This window comes from Clostridium sp. HCP1S3_C6, from assembly GCF_052066735.1.
Classification (GTDB): Bacteria; Bacillota; Clostridia; order Clostridiales; family Clostridiaceae; genus Clostridium.
Map to the genome: position 1 here is coordinate 1 of NZ_JBQHRN010000003.1, position 23441 is coordinate 23441.

General features: G+C 27.9%; 22 protein-coding genes and 1 other annotated feature. Of the genes, 4 read left to right on the plus strand and 18 right to left on the minus strand.

Translation table 11 applies throughout. From position 1 onward, the window contains the following. The first annotated feature begins 122 nt into the window (after positions 1-122). Positions 123-656 carry a class IV adenylate cyclase gene (locus ACTNAO_RS01705; protein WP_441026948.1) on the plus strand — a complete coding sequence of 178 codons (534 nt, stop codon included), beginning with the start codon at positions 123-125 and terminating at the stop codon, positions 654-656. A gap of 68 nt (positions 657-724) precedes the next feature. On the opposite strand, the gene ACTNAO_RS01710 is transcribed toward ACTNAO_RS01705, so the two are convergent. From ACTNAO_RS01710 to ACTNAO_RS01765, 12 genes are all read right to left on the minus strand, one after another. Next, positions 725-955, minus strand: coding sequence for an acyltransferase family protein (locus ACTNAO_RS01710; RefSeq protein ID WP_441026950.1), 231 nt, complete (start codon positions 953-955; stop codon positions 725-727). Then, complete coding sequence (locus ACTNAO_RS01715) at positions 948-1784, minus strand: prephenate dehydrogenase (RefSeq protein ID WP_441026952.1); 837 nt, start codon at positions 1782-1784, stop codon at positions 948-950. The genes ACTNAO_RS01710 and ACTNAO_RS01715 overlap by 8 nt, the downstream gene beginning before the upstream one ends. Positions 1785-1800: 16 nt before the next feature. After that, a complete protein-coding gene (aroQ, locus tag ACTNAO_RS01720; RefSeq protein ID WP_441026954.1) occupies positions 1801-2241 on the minus strand; it encodes a type II 3-dehydroquinate dehydratase in 441 nt (146 codons plus the stop codon). Positions 2242-2270: 29 nt separating this feature from the next. Beyond that, the gene (locus ACTNAO_RS01725) at positions 2271-2777 is read right to left on the minus strand and encodes a shikimate kinase (RefSeq protein WP_441026956.1); all 507 of its coding nucleotides are present in this window, start codon (positions 2775-2777) and stop codon (positions 2271-2273) included. A gap of 18 nt (positions 2778-2795) precedes the next feature. Continuing rightward, positions 2796-3608: a shikimate dehydrogenase gene (gene aroE, locus ACTNAO_RS01730; protein WP_441026958.1), complete on the minus strand. Its 813-nt coding sequence runs from the start codon at positions 3606-3608 to the stop codon at positions 2796-2798. A 12-nt stretch (positions 3609-3620) separates the two neighbouring features. After that, positions 3621-4757 (minus strand): chorismate mutase, encoded by a 1137-nt coding sequence (locus ACTNAO_RS01735; protein ID WP_441026960.1) that lies wholly within the window; start codon positions 4755-4757, stop codon positions 3621-3623. Next, positions 4745-5842, minus strand: coding sequence for a chorismate synthase (aroC, locus tag ACTNAO_RS01740; RefSeq protein WP_441026962.1), 1098 nt, complete (start codon positions 5840-5842; stop codon positions 4745-4747). The genes ACTNAO_RS01735 and aroC overlap by 13 nt, the downstream gene beginning before the upstream one ends. Then, on the minus strand, positions 5820-7136 hold the full coding sequence (gene aroA, locus ACTNAO_RS01745) for a 3-phosphoshikimate 1-carboxyvinyltransferase (RefSeq protein WP_441026964.1): 1317 nt from the start codon (positions 7134-7136) through the stop codon (positions 5820-5822). The genes aroC and aroA overlap by 23 nt, the downstream gene beginning before the upstream one ends. A 5-nt stretch (positions 7137-7141) precedes the next feature. Next, positions 7142-8203: a 3-dehydroquinate synthase gene (gene aroB / locus ACTNAO_RS01750; RefSeq protein WP_441026966.1), complete on the minus strand. Its 1062-nt coding sequence runs from the start codon at positions 8201-8203 to the stop codon at positions 7142-7144. A 59-nt stretch (positions 8204-8262) separates the two neighbouring features. Further along, positions 8263-9705, minus strand: coding sequence for a cardiolipin synthase (gene cls / locus ACTNAO_RS01755; RefSeq protein WP_441026968.1), 1443 nt, complete (start codon positions 9703-9705; stop codon positions 8263-8265). Positions 9706-9891: 186 nt separating this feature from the next. Further along, a complete protein-coding gene (locus tag ACTNAO_RS01760) occupies positions 9892-11424 on the minus strand; it encodes a methyl-accepting chemotaxis protein (protein WP_441026970.1) in 1533 nt (510 codons plus the stop codon). 172 nt (positions 11425-11596) lie between these two features. Next, positions 11597-12139 (minus strand): NADH peroxidase, encoded by a 543-nt coding sequence (locus tag ACTNAO_RS01765; protein WP_441026972.1) that lies wholly within the window; start codon positions 12137-12139, stop codon positions 11597-11599. Positions 12140-12425: 286 nt separating this feature from the next. Beyond that, positions 12426-12647 (plus strand) — a binding site (T-box leader). Positions 12648-12699: 52 nt separating this feature from the next. On the opposite strand from ACTNAO_RS01765, the gene leuS reads away from it, so the two are divergent. After that, a complete protein-coding gene (gene leuS, locus ACTNAO_RS01770; protein WP_441026974.1) occupies positions 12700-15147 on the plus strand; it encodes a leucine--tRNA ligase in 2448 nt (815 codons plus the stop codon). A 25-nt stretch (positions 15148-15172) separates the two neighbouring features. Here leuS and ACTNAO_RS01775 read toward each other — a convergent pair whose 3' ends face one another. Further along, positions 15173-15931: a hypothetical protein gene (locus tag ACTNAO_RS01775; RefSeq protein WP_441026976.1), complete on the minus strand. Its 759-nt coding sequence runs from the start codon at positions 15929-15931 to the stop codon at positions 15173-15175. Positions 15932-16084: 153 nt separating this feature from the next. Between ACTNAO_RS01775 and ACTNAO_RS01780 the strand changes: the two genes are divergently transcribed. Then, positions 16085-16414 (plus strand): HesB-like protein, encoded by a 330-nt coding sequence (locus ACTNAO_RS01780; protein WP_441026978.1) that lies wholly within the window; start codon positions 16085-16087, stop codon positions 16412-16414. A gap of 30 nt (positions 16415-16444) precedes the next feature. On the opposite strand, the gene ACTNAO_RS01785 is transcribed toward ACTNAO_RS01780, so the two are convergent. After that, a complete protein-coding gene (locus ACTNAO_RS01785) occupies positions 16445-17233 on the minus strand; it encodes a GTP pyrophosphokinase (RefSeq protein ID WP_441026980.1) in 789 nt (262 codons plus the stop codon). Between the two features lie 160 nt (positions 17234-17393). On the opposite strand from ACTNAO_RS01785, the gene ACTNAO_RS01790 reads away from it, so the two are divergent. Next, positions 17394-18086 (plus strand): DUF2225 domain-containing protein, encoded by a 693-nt coding sequence (locus ACTNAO_RS01790; protein ID WP_441026982.1) that lies wholly within the window; start codon positions 17394-17396, stop codon positions 18084-18086. A gap of 58 nt (positions 18087-18144) precedes the next feature. Here the strand turns inward: ACTNAO_RS01790 and ACTNAO_RS01795 are convergent, their stop codons facing one another. From ACTNAO_RS01795 to ACTNAO_RS01810, 4 genes are all read right to left on the minus strand, one after another. After that, entirely contained in the window at positions 18145-18831 is a 687-nt protein-coding gene (locus ACTNAO_RS01795; RefSeq protein ID WP_441026984.1) for a metallophosphoesterase, read from the minus strand. A gap of 12 nt (positions 18832-18843) precedes the next feature. Beyond that, on the minus strand, positions 18844-19107 hold the full coding sequence (locus tag ACTNAO_RS01800; RefSeq protein WP_441026986.1) for an EscU/YscU/HrcU family type III secretion system export apparatus switch protein: 264 nt from the start codon (positions 19105-19107) through the stop codon (positions 18844-18846). A gap of 37 nt (positions 19108-19144) precedes the next feature. Beyond that, the gene (locus tag ACTNAO_RS01805; RefSeq protein WP_441026987.1) at positions 19145-21544 is read right to left on the minus strand and encodes a hypothetical protein; all 2400 of its coding nucleotides are present in this window, start codon (positions 21542-21544) and stop codon (positions 19145-19147) included. A 66-nt stretch (positions 21545-21610) separates the two neighbouring features. Next, positions 21611-23428 carry an aminotransferase class I/II-fold pyridoxal phosphate-dependent enzyme gene (locus ACTNAO_RS01810; protein WP_441026989.1) on the minus strand — a complete coding sequence of 606 codons (1818 nt, stop codon included), beginning with the start codon at positions 23426-23428 and terminating at the stop codon, positions 21611-21613. Between the last annotated feature and the right edge of the window lie 13 nt (positions 23429-23441).

Genomic DNA, 23441 nt, shown 5'->3' on the forward strand with positions numbered 1-23441 from the left:
TACGACTGTGGAGTATCATATCAAATGCAAGTAGTTTTTATAACAAAAGCAGATACATTGAAACAGTAAAATTCTTAAAATGTTTATATTTGATTACATTTTAAGTAGCAGGCATTAATTTAATGAAAGAACTTGAAACAAGGATAATTAAAATTGATGTAGCTGAAATCAGAAAAACTTTAATTGCAAATAATGCAGAGAAAGTTAAAGAAGAAAACCAAATTAATGATATTTATGATTTTGAAGATGGAAAACTTCTTGCTTCTAGAGGATATGCAAGAATAAGAACTGTAGATAATCTTCTAGATGGCAAAAGAACAATATATATGACAACTAAAAAACTTCTTTCTCAAGGTAAATTTAAAGAAATGGAAGAAAATGAAGTTATCGTAGATAATAAAGAAGCAGCTGAAGGGATATATTCGTCTCTAGGACTTAAATTAAAGCAATCAATTAATAAATTTAGAGAAAGCTATAAACTAGAAAATGGTTTAGTAGAAATAGATATAAATGATACAAATTTCTGTCCTTTCCCTTATTTAGAAATAGAAACAGATTCAGAAGAAAATCTTAAAAATATAGTTTCTATCTTAGGTTACACAATGGCAGATACAACATCAAAAACAATTTATGAATTAATAGAAGAAAATAAATAAGTAAAAGGCATTACTATATTAATTTACAGTAATGCCTTTTACTTAAATATTATCTCTTTAAAAATTTATTATATACTTTTATCACTATGATTTCTATAAAAATTGATATTATAAGAAAAATATTGTGCTAAACTTCCTGAAATAATAAAAAATATAGGAAGATGAAATGAGTAAAGCCATATTCGTATAATGTTTGATTCATTTTTATATATATGACCAAGCATTACTAAAATTATGGCAATTCCCCTAGATAAATCAAAATAATCTAATCTTTTTGATTTTTCCTCTATATTAATCAAGTTTTTCTCTTCTCTTAGTTGATTTTACAAATAACTTTTTAAGTGCTTCCTTATCATTTGAATACATAGCCTTCTTTATAAAATCAAGTTCTAATTCAAAATTTGTTATGGCTTTTAAAAGATTATCTTTGTTTCCAAGAAAAAGTTCGCTCCATAAATCTTCATTTATATTAGCAATTCTAGTTAAATCCCTATAACTATCTCCAATAAAGCTTCCTGTTTCTCTTCCCTCTTCATCACTATTTATAAGTGCAACTGCAATAGCATGTGGAAGTTGAGATGTATATCCTATCATTTCATCATGAAATTCTGGTGTTATCCTTTTTACTCTTTTAAAACCAATACTTTTAGCTAAATCTTCTATCTTTTTTATATTTTCTTCTTTATTTCGAGAAATAGGAGTTATTATATAATTTGCTCCCTTAAAGACCTCACTACTTGCAAAATCTATTCCTTTTTTTTCTCTTCCTGCCATAGGGTGTCCAAAAACAAAATCTATATCACTTGGTAATATTTTAATAATGTCATTAATAAACATTCCTTTAATACCTGTAGCATCTGTAATAATAGATCCTTTTTTAAAATAATCTTTATTATCTTCCACAAAATTTTTAACTAGCTTTGGATATATAGAAATTATTGTTAAGTCAGCATTTTTAAGAAGCTCTTTTCCTGTTCTGCTTCCTTCTTTTATAAGTTCTCTTTCTTTTGCTTTTTTTAATGTTTCTTCATTAACATCAATTCCATAAACATCTGTATACCCTGCATCCTTAAGAGCCATTGCAAATGAACCGCCAACAACACCAAGGCCTACAATTACTATATTCATTAACACTTACCCCCTACTAATTATTCTTCACATAATTTTCAAGAGCTTCAATTGCAAGAACATATCCAAATTCTCCAAAGCCACACATTTGACCTATACATGCTGGTGCTGTAACTGATACTCTTCTAAAATCTTCACGTGTATGCACATTAGAAATATGTACTTCTACTGTTGGTATACTTACTCCCTTTATTGCATCATGTATAGCATAGCTATAATGTGTATATGCTCCAGGATTAATTACTATACCATCATATTTTTCATAATAAGCTTTTTGAATGAAGTTTATTATTTCTCCTTCTAAATTGCTTTGAAGAAGTGTCATTTCATGTCCTCTTTTTTCTCCTTCATTTTGAATATATTTGCATACATCAGTAAAATCCTTTGTTCCATATATATTTTTTTCTCTAACACCTAACATATTAAGATTAGGTCCATTTATTACCATTATCTTCATTATTACACCTCGAAACTTTAACTAATACGTTATTTTTTTAAAAGATCCTTTAAACTTTTTTCTATTTCAGTTAATGTATCCTTTAAATATCCCTCATTTTTTATCTCTATATGGCAAGCTTTTTTATACTTATCATATCTCTCATCAAAAAGTTTATATATTTTTTCTTTACCATCCTTTAAAAGAGGTCGTGATGCTACATCAACGTCTTCTACTATATTTTCTATAGGTCTATTTACAAATACAATGATACAATTTTCTTTTAGTATATCAATATTAATGTCCTTTTTTATTACACCGCCACCTGATGAAATTATACATTTCTTTTTACAAACAAGTTCTTTACAAGCTTTTGTCTCCCATTCCCTAAAATACTCTTCTCCTTCCTCAAAAAGCTCTTTAATACTTTTTTGAGCTATTTCTTCAATATAGTCATCCATATCAAAAAAATTATAATTTAAATCTGTTGCAAGCACTTTGCCAATTGTAGTTTTTCCACAGCCAGGCATCCCAATTAAAACTACCTTATCCTTCAATTCTATTTCCTCCAAAGGTTAAAATTCTTTTTCTATTTCTTCATATATTTTATCAATTATTTCTTTTTCAATTTTTTTATCCTGCCATATTTCCTGTGATTTAATAGCTTGCCCAACAAGCATATACAAGCCATTACACACTTTTTTCCCTAATTGTTGTCCAATTTTCATAAATTCAGTACACTTAGGATTATATACAATATCAACTAAGGAATCGAAATTTTTAATAATATCTTCAGATACTACTGATTTTGAAACATTAGGATACATACCAACAGGTGTTGAATTTACTAATACATCACCTTTTACATTTTTTAATTCTTCATAATCTATTAAGTCTATTCCTTCCTTAATATCTGATTTTTTAACTGAATCTTTATTTCTCGTAACTAAATATAATTTTTTAGGATTATTATCTAAAATATATTGAAGTAATGCTTTAGCTGCTCCACCATTTCCCATTACAACTACTACATTGTCTTTGACTTTTATATTATTATTATCAAGAAGCATTCCAAAACCAAAATAATCTGAATTATAACCATATAGCTTATTGTCCTTTAGCAATATAGTGTTAACAGCACCTATTTTTGATGCCTCATCAGAAATAAAGTCAAGTTCCTTCATTACTTCTTGCTTATAAGGAATTGTTACATTAACACCTTTTATGCCTAATACCTTTAAAGACTTACCATAATATTTTATATCTTCCTTTGGAATAGGAAAAAGCTTGTATGCGCCTTCAATTCCTAAAAGTTCAAATACTCTCTTGTGAATTATAGGTGAAAGGCTGTGTCCTAGCTTTTCGCCAATTAAACCGTAAAATTCCATATCTATTTCTCCTTATTCAATTGCATTTTTATATGCACCTAAAAGCCTAAAATATTCTGAACTATTTTTTATAAGTTCTAATGCCTTCTTTGCCTCATTACTTTCTATTGAACCCTCAAATGCTACATAGAACAAATATGACCATGGAGCATCTTTCATTGGTCTTGATTCAATTTTTATCATGTTTATATTATTTTCAGCAAAATACCTTAAAATATTAAAAAGCTTCCCTGATTTATTTTCAACTGTAAAAGCAACACTAACTTTATCTGCATTTTTAGGAACCACTAATTCTTTTCCAATTACAACAAATCTAGTAGTATTATCTTTCAATGTATTTATACATTCTTCTATTATTTCTAAATTATATATTTTTGCAGACCTTATTCCTGCAATTGCAGCCTTACTCTTATCACCAGTATCCTTTACAAACTTTGCACTTGTTGCTGTATTATGAAAAGGAATAAGTTTCCAATCATATTGTTTTAAAAATTCACTACTTTGCTCAATTCCTTGGGCATGTGAATATACTTCTTTAATATCTTCAAGCTTTGTTCCTTTTATACCCATTAAATGCTGATTTATTTTTATAGTTTCTTCAGCTAAAATATGAAAATCATATTTTTTCAAAAGGTCCATTACTTTAGATATTGCACCTGTTGATGAATTTTCTATAGGAAGCACTCCATATTTTATTTCATCATTTTCAATAGCTTCAAATACATCTTCAAATTCTTCGTAAGAAAATCTATTGCTATCTTCACCAAATATTTTTATTAGTGCTTCCTCAGAAAACGCCCCAGGTACTCCTTGAAATCCAACCTTAGCATCTAAATCTATATTGTCTAATTTTATATCAAATTCCATGTTATTATCTTGACTTTCAATTTTTCTCTTTTGAAGGCCTCTGCTTATTTCCATAATGGAATTTAAAAATTCTTTAGCTTCTTTTGCATAATCCTTGTCATCTAAATTGTCTACAGCTTTCTTTAAAACTTCTTCTTCCCTATTTCCTTGAAAAACAGGTAACTTATTCTCCTTTTTGTATCTCGCTACATCTAATACAACATTCATTCTCTTTTCAAATAGTGAAACAAGTTCCTTATCAATTGCATCTATTTTTTTTCTACTTTCTTCTAAAGACGCCATCCATCTCTCTCCTTTATTAAATCAAGAATTCCAATTGCTGTAACAGCTTCAATTACAGGTACTGCTCTTTGAACTATACAAGGATCATGCCTTCCTTCAATAACTAGTTTTTCATCTTTTTTTGTTTCTACATTTACAGTATCCTGCTCTTTACTTATTGATGGTGTTGGTTTTATTCCAACATTAAAAACTATAGGCATTCCACTTGTAATACCACCTAATATACCACCGTTATTATTTGTTTTAGTTTTTACATTTCCATTATTATCATAATAAAAATCATCATTACTTTCAGATCCATAAAGTTTAGTAATATCAAATCCTATTCCAAATTCTACACCCTTAACTGCTGGTACTGAAAATAAAAGATGTGAAAGGGTAGATTCTACTGAATCAAAATATGGACTTCCATATCCTGCTTCCATGCCAATTACTGCACATTCAATTCTACCACCTACTGAATTACCATCTTTTTTAGCCTCAATAATAGTATTTCTCATTTCATCTTCTTTTGACTTATTTATAAGAGGAAGTTCATTATTCCTAAGTGATAACAATTCTTCTTTTGTTATATTTGTAAAATCAAAGGGTTCATCATTAACATCCTTTATTGATTTAATATGAGCACCTATATAAATACCTTTCTTTTCTAAGACCTGTTTACATATAGCTCCTGCAAATACTAGTGGTGCTGTGATTCTACCTGAAAAATGGCCACCACCTCTATAATCATTAAAACCAGCATATCTTATTTTTCCAGTATAATCAGCATGACCTGGTCTCATTAACGATTTTAATTTTCCATAATCCTTTGAACGAGTATCACCATTTCTTATTACACCACAAAGAGGAGTTCCTGTAGTCTTGCCTTCAAAGAAACCACTTAAAATTTCAGGCATATCTTTTTCATTTCTAGCTGTTGATAAAGGACTTTTTCCTGGTGCTCTCCTTTTCATTTCTTCATATACTTTATCTAAATCTATATCTACTCCTGATGGAAGTCCATCTATTGTTATACCTATTCCAGTTCCATGTGATTCTCCAAAAATAGATACCTTTATATTATTCCCCCAAACTCCACTCATCGAATTTACCTCCTATGCTTTTATAATCTTCAAAGAAATGTGGATATGATTTTGAAACGCACTCATAATCTTTTAATATAATTGGTTCTTTGCATACAGTTGCAGCAATAGCTAAAGTCATAGCAATTCTATGATCCTTGTGACTCCATACCTCTACTCCTCCATTGAGTTCTGGTACTCCTTCAATTATAAGTCCATCTTCTTTTTCAGTAATTTTAGCCCCAAGTTTATTAAGCTCTACTGCTATTGCATTAAGTCTATCACATTCTTTTATTCTAAGTCTTCCTGCATTTATAACTTCAGTTGTACCTTTACTTAATGCTGCAACAAGAGATACCTCTGGAATAATATCAGGGCATTGTGAACCATCAATAACAGTAGCTTTAGTTCTTCTAACCTTGCCTGATACTGTATCTTTATCTCTCTCTAAAACCACACCCATTCTTCTTAAAATGTCTATAACCTCTTTATCCCCTTGAAGAGAATCTTTCTTTAAATCTTGCACCTTAACTTCATTTCCAATAGCATCTGCACATAAGAAAAATGCTCCTTGCGAGTAATCTCCCTCGACCCTGTAATCTCTACTTTTATATTTTTGATTTCCTTTTATAATAAATTCTTTATAGTTCTTATTAATAACTTCTATTCCAAAATCCTTCATAGCGCTTAATGTTAAATCAATATATCCTTTTGATTCAAGATTAGTTGTTATTACTATTTTAGAATCACCTTCTAAAAGTGGAAGCGTAAATAAAAGTCCTGTAATAAATTGCGAACTTACATTACCACTTACTTCAAAAGTATCAGATTTTAGCATACCACTTACCACAAGATCTAATATACCCTTTTTATAGTTATATTCAATTCCCTGTTTTTCAAATATATCATAATATGTATCTAAAGGCCTTTTTCCAAGGTTACCTCTACCTACAAATCTTGTTACACCTTCAAAAGCAAGACTTATTGGTACTAAAAATCTAAGGGTTGAACCAGATTCATTGCAATCAACTACTCTTTCATATTCACGGATGTTGCTAGATTCAGTACTGTTTATACCTTTTATTTCTAATGTTTTGCACTTTGAATTTTTTTCATCAATTATATCTATAACAGCTCCAAGAGATCTCATAGCATCAGCAGTTGCTATAATATCATCTGACAAATCTATATTAGAGACTCTACTTACTCCGTTTCCAAGTGCTGCACATATAACAGCTCTATGAGCCATACTTTTTGATGGTGGAATTTTCACATCACCCTTAAGTTTTGTTTTATATATTTTGTAATTTCCCATTATTTTTAATTCACCGCCTCAAAAAATTTAGGTTGTGTATCATATATAATACTATGACCTATTTTATTAAGTAATATTACTTTTAATGTATTTCCTATATTTTTCTTATCTAAAGCAATTGCATCAACTACTGCCTTATTATCCTTAAGTTCTACCTCATATGGAAGATCAAAATTAATTAGAACATTCTTTATCTTATCTGCTGTACCTGATTCTGTGATTCCAGCCTTTTCACTCATCACTGTAATATTATACATCCCTATTGACACAGCCTCTCCATGGCTAAAACCTGTATAATTATAATACACTTCTATTGCATGACCTAGTGTATGACCAAAATTTAAAAGCATCCTTTCTCCTAAATCTTTTTCATCATCTTCTACAACTTGCCTTTTTATATCACAGCATGTATAAATAATTTCTTCAATATGATTCATAACATCATTTCTACCTTTTAAATTTTGCAATTTACAAAATAAAGCTTCATCCTTTATACACCCATATTTTATAACTTCACCCATACCATCTTTAAAAAATTTTTCTGTTAGTGTACTTAAAACATTTGGATCTATAATTACTGCTTTAGGCTGATAAAAATTTCCAACAAGATTTTTTCCTCTTTCTAAATCAACAGCAACCTTACCACCAATAGAACTATCTACCTGGGCAAGCAAAGATGTTGGTACTTGTACAAAAGGAACACCTCTTAAAAAAGAAGCTGCTGCAAAACCTCCTATATCTCCAACAACTCCACCACCTAATGTTATTATAAGTTCTTTTCTTGTAAGTTTATAATCAAGCAATGCATTATATATTGTAGGAAGTGTATTGAAATTCTTAGTTTCTTCACCTGGTTCAAGAACAAGCTTTCTTGATTCATACCCTTCCTTTTCAAGAGATTTTACTACTCTCTCTCCATAATGTTTATCTACATTTTTATCTGTAATAATAAACACCTTTGACCCATTATAAATTTTTTTTATTTTCTCACCAATTCTATCAATTAGCCCTTTTTCAATAAAAATATTATAGCTATTTTCCTTTAGGTCAACGAATAATTTTTTCATTAATTACCTCCTGTAAAGTTTCCTTTTATAAATAACAATTTTTAGCATATGAATAAATCTTACAAAATCGGAGAAATTAACCTAATAATTGACTCCTTTATTCTAAGATTTCTTGGTCTATTTTGGTATTCCTCTAGGGTTATTAATTTTGAATACTCAATATCTTTAAACACCTGATTTTCAACATTTTTAGCTACTCTATCATCAAATATAAATGCATTAACTTCAAAATTCAAACTAAAGCTTCTAATATCAAGGTTTGCTGTTCCAATTGTAGCAACTTCACTATCACAAACTATTGTTTTTGCATGTATAAATCCATTATTGTATGAATATACCTTTACTCCAACATCTAAAAGATCACCAATATATGAACTTGCCGCCCACTTCATAAACATATGATCTGGTTTCCCTGGTATTATTATTCTTACATCTACTCCAGAAAGAGCAGATATTCTTATTGCTTCAAGCATAGATTCATCTGGAACAAAATAAGGTGTTTCAATGTATACATTTTTCTTTGCATCATTAATAAGCTTAATATATGCATTTTTTATATATTGTTCATTATGGTCAGGACCACTTGTTACTATTTGTACACCTACATCTCCACCTTTAAATGAATCAGTTCTATAATATTTGCTAAAGTCGTCTATTTCTTCACCAGATGCATAACACCAATCAAGAAGGAATCTATCATTTAGATCATTTACTGCATCACCTTGAATTCTTATATGGGTATCTCTCCAAAATCCTATTTTAGGATCTTCATTTATATATTCTTTTCCAACATTGAAACCACCTGTATACCCATATATTCCATCAATAATAACCATTTTTCTATGATTTCTATAATTTATACGAGTATTAATATGTGGAAGTATACCCGGAAAAAATATTTCAAATTTCCCACCATCATTAATAAATTCCTTGAGAGATTTTTTTGTTATTTTATATGATCCCATACTGTCTACTAAAAGTCTTACCTCTACGCCTTCCTTGACTTTTTCATGAAGGATTTTAAGAATTTTTGTGCCAATTCCTTTTTTTCCATCCCTTCTAAATATATAGTATTCTATATGTATGTATTTTTTTGCATTTCTCAAATCCTTTAAAAGCTGATTAAACTTATCCACACCATTGTAATAAATATCCACTTTATTACCTAATGTATATTTTGCACCACAATGATTATAATTCATCTTTCTAAGATCTAAAAATTTCTTACTTGCATGATGACCATTAGAACTTTCTTTCCAATGCTTTGAAAGTTCTAGTCTTTTAGCTCTATCTACTTCTTTTTTTCCTTTAAATAATCTTTCTCTGCTTAAATTTTGACCTAAAAGAATATATATAATGAATCCCAAACCTGGAAGCAAAATCATAATAAGCAACCATGCCCATGTTGTAGTAGGCTCTTTTCTTTCCATAAATATTAATGAAAATGAGAAAATAATATTTGAAATAATTATAACTAATAATATTATTAAAGTTATTGCCATAGCTATCTCCTATAAATTTTATAAAACACTCCTTAAATTTCTATCTTAAATTATAACATAGAATGTATTTACTTCCTAATATTTAAGAGAGTAAAATTCAAATAAAATATTAAAGACAGCAAATAGATTTGTCTAAAAACAAATTTATCTGCTGTCCGCATAAAAATAATTAAATATTTTCTAATTTTATAGTTCTTTCAAGCTGTTTTGATATTTTTCTAATTGTTGTACCATAGTTTGCATTTTTCCAAGTAATTCTTTTGCATGCTCTGCTTCATTTTGATTATGCAAACTTCTTTCTGCTACTTCTTTTGCACTTTCTGATACAGATGCACTACTGTCTGATAAAAGATTAATATTATCTATAATTGTATTGTTAGAATTAACTAGATTATCAATTTTATCATTTATATTATCTATACTTTGTGTCAATGTTATAATATGTTTTTGTACTTCATTAAATCCATCAGAAGCATCTGCTACTTTTACACTTTGAGCTTCCATTGCATTAATAGAACATTGTACAATCTCAGTTGCTGATTGAGCATTGTCATTCAATTCATCAAGTATATTAGCAATTTTCTCTGTAGATACTCTTGTTTCTTCTGCTAAATTTCTAATTTGATCTGCTACAACAGCAAACCCTCTTCCTGTTTCTCCTGCCCTTGCACTTTCAATAGATGCATTTAATGCAAGCAAATTAGTTTGACTAGAAATAGAAAAAATAACGTCTGTAATCTGCTGTACTTCTTTAGCCTTTTTCTGTAATTCTTCCATAGATTCTGCCACACGATTATTGGTCTTATTAATATCTTCTGCATCATTTTTAATAGATGTCATTACTGTCACATTTTTTTCTAATAATTTAGAAGACTTAGCTGCTGCTTCTACCATAACCTTAGCATTTGCTGCAGTATCTTCAATATCAGTATTAATTTGTTGAGTCATTTCACTTTGTTCCTGAACACTTTCTACATTATTTTGTGTCCTTCCAGAAATATCTTCAATAGAATGATGTACCATACTAGAATCATTTTTTAAATTTTCAATAAGTTCATTTGTATCTGAAACTGTCTCTTGTACATTTTTAGAAATATCTAAAACTTCATGTAACATAACAGCTTGTGATTTTCTTTCATCTTGCACAGCTCCAATCATATCAACTGAGAATTCTTCTGAAAGCTTTGAAATAATATGTATTACAATTACCATTTCCAAATGTATAACAATACTAATAAAAGAGACACTATCTCCACCTAATAATTGACCACTTATTGCCCATACTATTGCTCTAATTATTGTAGTTATAATTACAGAACAAAAAAGTATTTTTTCGAATTTCCTATCGTGATACAAAATTGTTCCAACAACTAAAGGATATATATAAAAACTTACTAAAACATTTGTGCCTAATACCATTAAATATACCCATCCAATAAAAAAAGTTGCAACCATATAATACTTTAATTTAAAACTTTTTTTATTCTTCAAATAGCAACACCAATTCAAAATTACTCCAACAAACAAAACTATTACTGGAATAATACCCAGTTTCCCAAAAGACGTTTCATATGCAAATGTTTGTGCAAGAAGTCCCGATATTAATACCAATTCAATAAATGTCAAACTAATAATACATGTTTGATTTACCTTTGCTATTTGATTTTCTTTATTACTATACTTTCGTTCTACTTTTTTGGTCTTTTTAATTTGTCCCATATTTACTCCTCCTCATATTTTTCAAGTTAATTTATGCCATATTATAAATATCGATACTTTTCATATAAAATTAACACTAGTTCACCTATTAATTTTTATTTATAAAATATATTTAAGATAAAAAAAATAACTGCAACAACATTTGTGTGCAGTCATTTCTAATCTTTTCAATTTATCCAAAATATCTATTTAATAATCCTTCAAAAGCTTTACCATGTCTTGCTTCATCTTTAGCCATTTCATGAACTGTATCATGAATAGCATCTAAATTAGCTGCTTTTGCTCTTTTAGCTAAATCAAATTTACCAGCAGTTGCTCCATTTTCTGCTGCAACTCTTAATTCTAAGTTTTTCTTAGTTGAATCAGTTACAACTTCTCCTAAAAGTTCTGCAAATTTTGCAGCATGTTCTGCTTCTTCAAAAGCTGCCTTTTCATAGTACATACCAACTTCAGGATATCCTTCTCTATGTGCAACTCTAGCCATTGCAAGATACATTCCAACTTCAGTACATTCTCCCTCAAAGTTTGCTCTTAAATCATTTAATATATCTTCTGATACACCTTTAGCAACACCTACTACATGTTCTGCAGCCCATGATAATTCTCCTACTTGTTCTGTAAATTTATCAGCTCCAACACCACATACTGGACATTTTTCTGGTGCCTTTTCTCCTTCATATACATAACCACATACTGAACATACAAATTTTTTCATAATAACATTCCTCCAAATTTATTTATTTTTTCTAGATTATTTTCGTCTTATGTCTAAGCAATCTTTATTGCCAAACAATAAGAATTACTTTTTTACTTTTAATTACTGTTGACTTTAATAAGTTTTCCTTATTACATCTATTATTATATAATAATAATTATCTGTTGTAAAGTACTTTTTTTATTTTTCTCAATTTTTTCATATTAATACATATAGAGAAAGGTTTCTCATTGACTTTACACATTTTAGACTATATAATTAATGTTGGTAATTTAAAATATAATATTTAAAAGCATTGATTAGAAGTAGTATCTTAGTTTAATATCTTTAGAGAATCATTGGGTGGTGTAAAATGATGTTATTATCTTTGAGAACTTGTCTATGAGCTTATTTGTAATTATTTTATTAATTACAAATACGTCTAATACGTTATAATTTTGAGTGAGAATATAATATCTATATTCTAATTAAGAGTGGTACCACGGAAATTTTAACTTTCGTCTCTTTATTTGAGATGAGAGTTTTTTTATTTTCTAATAATTTATTAAGGAGGAAACTTAATGGGAAAATATAGTACTAAAACTGATAAGAAATGGCAAAAAATTTGGGAAGAAAATGACTTATACAAATTTGACACAAACAATCTTGATAAAAAGTTGTATACACTTGAAATGTTCTCTTATCCATCTGGAGCTCAGCTACATGCTGGTCATTGGTTTAACTATGCACCAGTTGATTCTTGGGCAAGACTAAAAAGAATGCAAGGGTATAATGTATTCCAACCTATGGGATTTGATGCCTTTGGACTTCCAGCAGAAAACTATGCTATAAAAACTGGTATTCATCCTAAAGATTCAACTTACAAAAACATTGCAACAATGGAAAAGCAACTAAAATCTATGGGAGCAATGTTTAATTGGGAAAATGAAGTTATTACATGCGATCCTGACTATTATAAATGGACTCAATGGTTATTCTTACAATTATATAAAAAAGGATTAGCTTATAGAAAAAAAGCCCCAGTAAACTGGTGTCCATCATGTAATACAGTACTTGCAAATGAACAAGTTGTTGAAGGCTGTTGCGAAAGATGCGGAACTGAAGTTACAAAAAAGGATTTAACACAATGGTTCTTTAAAATAACTGATTATGCAGATGAACTTTTAGATAAATTAGATGATTTAGATTGGCCAGAAAAAACAGTAGCAATGCAAAAACACTGGATAGGAAGATCTACTGGTGCTGAAGTTACATTTAAAATAAAAGACTCTTCTAAAACTTTTAATGTTTTTACAACAAGAGTTGATACTTTAAATGGAGTAACTTACGTAGTACTTGCACCTGAAAATAAATTAGTAGATGAATTAACTTTACCAGAAAACAAAGATGCAGTTGAAAAGTATAAGGAACAAGCTGCTAAACAATCTGAAATTGACAGACAATCAATTTCTAAAGAAAAAACTGGTGTATTTACTGGTTCCTATGCAATAAATCCTATAAACGGTAAAGAAATCCCTATATGGATATCTGACTATGTACTTGCTACATATGGTACAGGTGCTGTTATGGCTGTTCCTGCACATGACGAAAGAGATTTCGCTTTTGCAACTAAATTTAATTTACCAATAGAACGTGTTATTACAAATAAAAAGGGTGAAGAGGTAGAACTTCCTTACTGTGAACATGGTATTCTTATAAATTCAGGTGAGTTTAATGGATTAACTACAGCTGAAGCCAAAGAAAAAATAGTTGAGAAATTAGCTTCTAAAGGTGAAGGTTCTAAGAAAGTTAATTATAGATTAAGAGACTGGCTTGTATCTAGGCAAAGATACTGGGGTGCTCCAATTCCAATAGTTTATTGTGAAAAATGTGGTACTGTTGCAGTTCCTGAAAAAGATTTACCAGTAGAACTTCCTTATGATGTTGAATTTACTCCAGATGGAAAATCACCACTTGCAAAATCTGAAGAGTTTAAACATACTACTTGCCCATGTTGCGGAGGTCCAGCAATAAGAGAATGTGATACATTAGATACTTTCGTTTGTTCATCTTGGTACTATTTAAGATACCCAGATAATAAAAATAAAGAAAAAGCCTTTGATCCTGAAATAATAAATAAAATGCTTCCGGTAGATAAATATGTTGGTGGTCCAGAACATGCATGTATGCATCTTCTTTATGCTAGATTTATAACAAAAGCCTTAAGAGATATGGGATATTTAAAATTTGATGAACCATTTACTTCTTTAACTCACCAAGGATTAATTTTAGGACCTGATGGATTAAAAATGAGTAAATCAAAAGGAAACACTATTGCACCTGATGATATAATTGAAAAATATGGTTCAGATGTCTTTAGAATGTACTTAATGTTTGGATTTGCTTATACTGAAGGTGGAGCTTGGAGTGACGATGGTGTAAAATCCATTGCAAGATTTGTTGAAAAAATCGAAAGAATGATTGATACAATTAAAGATTGTTTAGAAACAAAAGCATCTAAAACATCTATAGGTTCAGAAGAAAAGGAATTAAATTTCTGGAGACATACAGCAATTAAAGGTGTAACTGAAGATGGAAATAAAATGCAATTTAATACTGCTATAGCAAGATTAATGGAATTTGTAAATGCTATAACAAAATATATAAAATTAAATTCTATAAATGGAGATTTCTTAAAAGACGTTACATTAGATTTCATAAGATTACTAGCACCATTTGCACCACACTTTGGTGAAGAAGAATGGAGCATCATGGGAATGACAACTTCAGTATTTAATGAATCTTTACCTAAATTTGATGCAAAAGCTTTAGTTAAAGATGAAGTTGAAATAGCAATTCAAATAAATGGTAAAATTAAAAATAGAATAAATGTTTCATCTGGTCTTAATGAAGATGAAATAAAAGAAGCAGCATTAAATGATGCTACAATAAAATCTAACACTGAAGGCAAAAATATAGTTAAAGTAATTGTTATAAAAGGAAGACTTGTTAATATAGTTGTTAAATAAAAAAAGTGGGATATCCCACTTTTTTTTATTCATTAAGAACTTCTTTAAATTTAGAAAGAACATTACTTACAAGTTTTTCATCTAATTTTTTATAATATTTAATATATCCAGATGACTCAAGAGAACTAGCAATACTTTTACTCATAGCCATCCAATTTTCAGGTATATATACCCAAACAATTTCATTATAGCTACAACTAAGTAAAAAATCTTCAACTCCAAAAAATGAATACTCCCCAATATCATGTATATCATTAAATCTTTTATAATCTTCAACCACTTGACTATCAAGTTCATATCCATATATATCTACAAAAAAGTAATCAAATTTATCTTTTTCAGCTTTAAAAGCATCACAATTTACAATTTTTATTTTGGATAAAATCTTTTTCATAGATTTAACCTCAAAAAAATTTTTCTTAAACATCTCTATAACTTCACTGCTTTTTTCATATACTATAACTTCACTAACTTCTTTTTTAGATGCTATTTCTATAACAGAATACCCTATTCCAAGACCTACTATTCCTACTTTACCCTTGGCCATTCTTATAGTTTCATATGTCCCCTCAATTTCATAATTATTTAATTTCATAATTATTTTATCATTTTCCATTAATACAATTTCTTTAGACTTATATTCTTCAGGACTTTCATATAAATATCCTTTTCTATTAATAGAACTTTTCTTTACAATTTTATAATTGCCAATTTCATTTTCACTTATTATATTTAAATATTTATCAATAATTTCTTTTATGTATTTTTTACTATAAGGTTGCATAATGTTAATCCTTTCCAAATTATTAAAAATTATATATATTAAAAATTTTAATATATTATCTTTTATAATACAACCTTTAAATATATAAATCATCTTGCAATAATACCTTATTATGATATATACTTTTAACATAAATACTTTCGAGGTGATTATATGAAAAATATTACTATAAGTGATGAAGCTTATAACGAATTTAAGGAATTCTTAGACGAAAATAAAGTTGCAAGTTACAATATAAGAATAAATCTAGCGGGATATGGTTGTAGTGGTCCTGTATTTAACATATCTGTTAGTGAAAAGCGTGACGGAGATATATCAGAAGAAGTTAAAGATATTACTTTCTTAATGGAAAAAGTATTAATTGATGAATTTGGTGGATTTATCATAGTTTCAAGTGAAGAAAATGATGGAAGAGGCCTTTCACTAAGACCAGTTATAAAACCAGAAGGTGGCTGTTCTACTTGTGGTGGTGGCTGTCACTAAAAAAGAAGTGCTTTGGCACTTCTTTTTTACTTACTTATACATTTCAACACTTTTATTAACAGATACAAGAAGTTCATTAAGTTCAGATACTTCCCCTACCTCCATTAATTTGTTAAGTTCCTTTTCAAATCTTGCAGCTTCAATTTTTCTGCCCATAGAAGATAATTGAAGAATCTTGTTTGTAATAGTTGAAATTATATCTGATCTAACTTCAAATAGTTTTTGAGCATCCTTAATCTCATCTTTAATTTCTAACATTTCTTCATCAAGCTTAAATGCTGCATCTGCACCATTTTTTAATTTTTCTTTTAATTCCTTTGGAATTTGCTGTTTATACTTATAATTTAATGAATGTTCTATTGTAGCCCAAAAATTCATTGCAAGAGTTCTTATTTGAAATTCTGCCAAAATATCCTTAGGACCACTAGCTAAATTAACTTGATATTTTATTATCATGTGATAGCTTCTGTAACCACTTGGCTTAACATTTGTAACATAATCTTTTTCATAAAGTATTGTCATATCTTTTCTGCTTCTTAAAATTTCGACCATTTTATAAATATCATCTACAAATTGACACATTATCCTAATTCCTGCAATGTCTTCTAGTTCATATCCAACTCTATCTATTGGAATCTCAAATTTATTAGCTTTTTCAAGAATACTTGATACTTCCTTAACTCTTCCAGTTACAAATTCAACTGGAGAATATTCATTATTTCTTCTATATTCCTTTCTTATACTTTTTAATTTTACTTTTATCTCTTCAACCGCTTGTTCATAAGGAACAAGAAAACTTTTCCAGTTATTTATAACCACAATATATCACCCTTATTATAATCATTAACTATATTATAACAAAAACTTTACTTTATACTACATCAATTTATAATTTTAATAATAATTTTATGATATAATATAATTATGGTATAATAATTTTAGTTATATTTATGGTATATTTTTGAGGGGAGGATACATAATGAGCGAAGATATTCAACAACATATATTTGACAGAGAAGTTACTTGTCCTATTTGTGGCAAAACATTTAAAACTAAAGCTGTCAAAGTTAATTCACCTAGGATAATATCAAAAGATTCTGATTTCTTTATTCGCTATTCTGTTGTTAATCCATATTTTTATGATGTGTGGATATGCAATTCATGTGGATATGCAGCAATGAAATCTGATTTTTTAAAGGTTAAATCATATGAAAAAGATGCAATATTTAAACAAATAAGTATAAAATGGAAACCAAGAAAATACTCACCTATTTCAAATCCAAATATTGCAATTGAAAGATATAAACTTGCATTATTAAGTGCTACTGCTATGGAAAAACCTAGTAGTACATTAGGAATGATTTTATTAAAAATATCATGGATGTACAGGCTTATTAATGATACACAAAATGAAAATATATTTTTAAAAAAGGCTCTTGATACATTGAGCTTAGCTTATTCTACAGAAAGATTTCCTATGTATGGTTTGCAAAGAGATTCAATGTCATATTTGCTAGGAGATTTAAATAGAAGAATAAAAAACTACCCAGAAGCATTAAGATGGTATTCATCTGTCATTACAACACCAGGTGTATCACCTAGAATTAAAGAGTTAGCTAGAGATGGCAAAGACTTAATATCTCAAGTTTCTTCTACCCCAAAAATTGTTTAAAAATAATATAAAAGAACTTCAAGTTTTGAATAGATATTTAAAACTTGAAGTTCTCTTTTTATAATATCTTTTTAGGACAAAAATCTAAATAATCACAAGATGTCATTATATATTCAATATTTCCATTTAATTCACTTGCAAGTTTATCTTCAGTCATTCCATGCAAATGACCATAAATAACCTTTTTAACTTTATATTTTTCAAAAATCTCTAAAAATCCAGATTTTTGAAACTTTTCATTTACAGGGGGATAATGAATCATTACAATAAATTTTTCATATCCATTTTTTACAGCTTCAGATAGTGAAAGCTCTAACCTAATAAGTTCTCTATCATATATCTTTTTGTCTTTTTCAGTAAATTTATCAGAACCAGGGCATATCCAACCTCTTGTACCACAAATAGCATAATCCTTATAAATATAAAAATTGTTTTGTATAAATTTTATCTTATCATAAGAACTATTAAGTTTGCTTATACTTCCCCACCAATAATCATGATTTCCTTTAGAGATTATTTTTCTTCCTGGAAGATTATTAATCCAATTTAAATCATCCTTACTCTCACTTTCCTTCATCCCCCAAGAAATATCTCCAGCAATTAATACAGTATCTTCATCAGTAATTAAGTTGCTCCAATTACTTTCAATCTTTCTCTCATGAAGTGCCCACTTATCCCCAAATATATCCATTGGCTTATCTACATTAAATGATAAGTGCAAATCTGATATAGCATAAAGCGACATTAATCATTATCACTACCTTTCGTTTAATTTGTCTAAATCAGTAACAAAAGCTATTATTTCTGCAACTGCTTCATATAATTCAGAAGGAATAGAGTCTCCAACATCCACATTACATAGAAGATCTGTTAATTCTTTATTATATACTACTGGAACATCTGCATCCTTTGCCTTTTCTATTATCCTATCTGCAATAACTCCCATACCTGCAGCTGTAACTACTGGCGCTTCAAAATTCATTTCATATTTAAGTGCTGCGGCCTTTCTTCTTTGCTTCATAAAAACTATTCCTCCTTTCAAAAATTCATATATATTATTATACCTTAGTATCTATTCTTGTTGAATGGGTGTCGCTAAAAAATTCTCTGCATGATGATAAATTTACTTCTTCCTTTCTATCTGATACAGTAACATCGGAATAAAAACCAATACTGTTTAATTTTTCTTGCAGCTTATCTTTCGCTACACTTAAAATTTTAACAAATGATTTTTCACATTTTAAATTTACATCTAACTTGTTATTACGTACATAAAGATACCCATCAATATTTCCAATATTAATTGTTTTTACAGCCACAACCATTTTTATATTTGTTCTATCTATTTTCTTTCCATCTTTTCTTTTATCCTTAATAATCAATTTGCAAGGATATTCCTTATTGTTATTTGATATAGGAACATCTAAATAATAATATTCATTGCTTATAGAATTAAATAATTTAAAATCATTAATATTAGAATTTACAAATTGTAATACTTTTTCAGATACAGTACTTTTATTATCAGTTTTTTGAATAATTTCTTTTACTACATCTTTTAAATTGTTTATTTTATTGTTTAAGTCGTCTTTTATAATATCCTTTGAAGATTTAATAATATTTTGAGAAACTGTTTCCATAGGAGCTTTTTTTACTTGCTCATTTAAAATTCTAGTAAGAACTCTCTCATCTACATTTTCATTAGATTTTATAAGTTCTTCTTTTATAATATTGCTTAATTTGCTATTAGGTATATCTTTTATATTTTGAGATATTCTTTCTTGCATATTTTTTGAAAATATATTTTTGTTACTTTCTAAAGCCTTTTTTAGTATATCTTTAATATTATTATCATCCTTAAATTCATTAGCTATTATACTATTGTTTTCTTGAATCTGAGTTTTAGAAGAATCCTTTGGAATATTTTCATTTTCAATAATATTTTTTGTAACAATATTTTCTCTTAATAATTCCACTTCATCCTTTATAAGCATTGTATCCTTACCAAATATGTCTGAAACAATTTTATTGAAATTTTCTTTTGTAACAACATTATATTTGTTTAAATTTTCTTTTATTAAATTTTGTATTTTTTCAGGAGTAATATTTTTAATATTATCAGTTGCAATTTCTCGGTAATTTCCTTGAAAATCATTTTTTCTGCTAACAAAAATATCCTTTATATCTTTTATCATTTTATCATAATTGACAATTATATTTTGATTGTTGTTTTCAAAAGTTATTTTTCCATCTTTAAAATTGAAAATACTGTTATCATTAGTTGAGATTTTTGCACTTAAAAATTCTTTGACTTTTGACGCTTCACTATCTGAAAGAGTGATGTTTTTTTCTAATATATTTGAAATTACCTTTTCTAAATCATTTTTACTAAAGGTATTTCCATCCTTTTGAAACATATTTAATAAATCATTATCATTAAGCACTTCTATTTTTCCACTTATATTTTTATATTCACTATTTGTATAATCACTACTTCTTAAGTTTAATATTTCTCTTAATGGTTCTTTTAAAATATCATCATTGTCTCCTGCTATTGATTTTAACAAACCAAGCATGCTTAATTTAGATTTTCCTTCATTTGCTTCATATAACTTTGTTGCAACATTTTTATTTACATTTCTATTATCCGTTTCTTCATTAACTTCAGGTTTGAAACTTTCTTCAGTTGTTAAGTTATTCTTTGACATATTTAATTCAGCTTTATTATTTCCCATAGCTTCTTCTTGTAAAGTTTCAATAGTATTTTTTACACTGTCCAAAATATCCTTAAGAGTTTCATTGCCTTTAAATAATTTGTTAAAACTATCTATGTTTTCTTCATTTAAATCTATATTATTTTCAATAAATAAAAGTATATCTTCTTTTGACATACCTTTAAATTTGTTTAAGAAATTTGTTAAGGTACTTTTTATATTCTTTCCCTCTTCACTTTCCATATCTACGCCTTTACTTTCAATATACTTTTGTATAAAATCATCTATTTCTTTTGAGTCATTATTTATCTTTTTGTTAAAATCTATAAGACTTTTTATAAAAGTAATATTGTCTCTTGTTAATGATATATCATGTTCTATCATTGATCTTAAAAGAGATATATCTTCACCTGTAAGACCTTCCTTTAATGCAAATTCTTTTATTCTATCATCTATAACTTGATCCTTGCCAATTGATTTTTTTAAAATAGAAAGATTTATTTTGCCCCCTTCAAATCCTGTAACTTGAAATTGCATTAATCCTGGATTTTTCACAAATTTTTCTGCATCTTGTAATTTTGCAGAAAATTCCCATCCATCAGTTAATTTTACCGTTACTTCATTATCATCTGAACTGCTACTTATTCTTCCCGCAAACTTTTCTCCAACCTCAAAAGTTAGTTTGCTTGATACCTTTTTATTATTAATACCATATCCATTATTAACATTCCAAATTGCAGGCATATAAATCGACTCCTTAAACATTATTATTATATTTATCGGCTACTTGTTAATAATTATTAACCTCTACTACTTATGTAAAATTAATCTATTAACACTATTAAGTGCATCAATAATAATATTATTATCTTCTTTACTTCTAACGGCTATCCTTATATATTTGTCACTGTCAAAGCCCTTTTTACTTGAACAACTTTTTATTAATATACTGTACTTTGTAAATAATATATTTGACAATTTTTCGCTATTAAGATTATTAGAATTTATATAACATAAAAAATAATTTGATTTAGATGGAAAAACATCCAAATACTCTATCTTTTTTAATTCATTATACATTCTATCCCTCTCTAATGCAATTTGCTTGCAAGCATATTCATAATCTTTTTTGTACTTGCCCATTATTTGCATAAAATACTCCCCAAAGGAATTAATATTCCATATAGAAACTTCTTTATTAAGTATATTTATAAGTTCTTTATTTCCTGATGCTAAAACCCCAAGTCTAAGTCCTGGTACTCCATAGCTTTTGCTTATACTTTTTATTACAATTAAATTATTATATTCATTTAAAATATTAGAATCTATCATAGTAAAAACTTCATCTGTCCCTGCAAAATCAATAAATGATTCATCTAAAATTAGGATTTTACTATTTTTCTTTAAATTATTAAGAAGTTTTATTATATGCTCTTTTGAAAGATAATGTCCTGAAGGATTATCTGGATTAATAAGTACTACTGCTGAAGCTTCTTTACTTTTATCAATTATGTCATAAATACTGTACTCATAATTATTTTTTGATGTATTATAATGAATAATTCTGTCATCTCCAAATCTTTCAGCATATTCATTAAATGTTGGTTCAATAATTAAAATCCTACCCTTTATAAATTTTGAAATAGCCTTTATAAGCTCTGCTGCACCATTTCCAACAACTATCTCATCAATATTGCAATTAAACATTCTAGCTGCTAAAAGTTTTTGAACCATTTGCCCAGAAGGGTATTCACTTATAAGTTCATTAAAACTTGCCTTTAATTCATTCTTTAATTTATCACTTGGAAAATACGGATTTACTAAATAGCAAAAATCCTTTACCTTAGGAAATCTCCAATAACCACCATATCTTTTTCTTAATTCATTAACACTTGACTTGCTAAATAGTGCAGAAGCTATATCAAGGTCTTGTATATCATCTATTTCATACCATTTTAAACCACTTATATTTATAGCCTTAAGCTTTACACTACTCAAGCGTGTAATGACCTTTAATACTTGTTCATAATAAGAATTAACCCCCTCACTCTTTATATGTGCTTCTAAAAATGGCATATACTTGTTTTGCAAAAATTCCCTTGATAATTTATATATGTTAACTGTTTTATAGTACTTATAAATATCATCCCAATTAAACTCATTTTTATCAACAAAATCACAAACATAGTTTTTTTCATCTAATGTTGTTACAGTTCCATCCATCCATTTTTCATACTTATCTACAAGAACAATATCCTTTTCCTTGCTATTTATTAATTTTTCAATAGCCTTATCATCAAATATTATGTCACTTTCTAAAAGTATAATGTCATCATTAAGTTCATCTTTAGCTAAATATAATGAATAAATATTATTAGTTTTATCATAAATGTTATTTTCAACATATTTTATATGTATACCATTATATGTATCTCCTATATAACTCATTAAATTTTCCTTTTTATATCCAACTACAATTACAACATCTTTAACGTTATATTTTTCTAAAGAATCAAGTGTATACTCTATAAGTTTTTTCCCATTTAATTCCACCATGGCCTTTGTGTTATCTTTTGTATACTTGCCCAATCTATTTCCCATTCCAGCTGCTAATATAACTGCTTTCATATTAAACACCCCT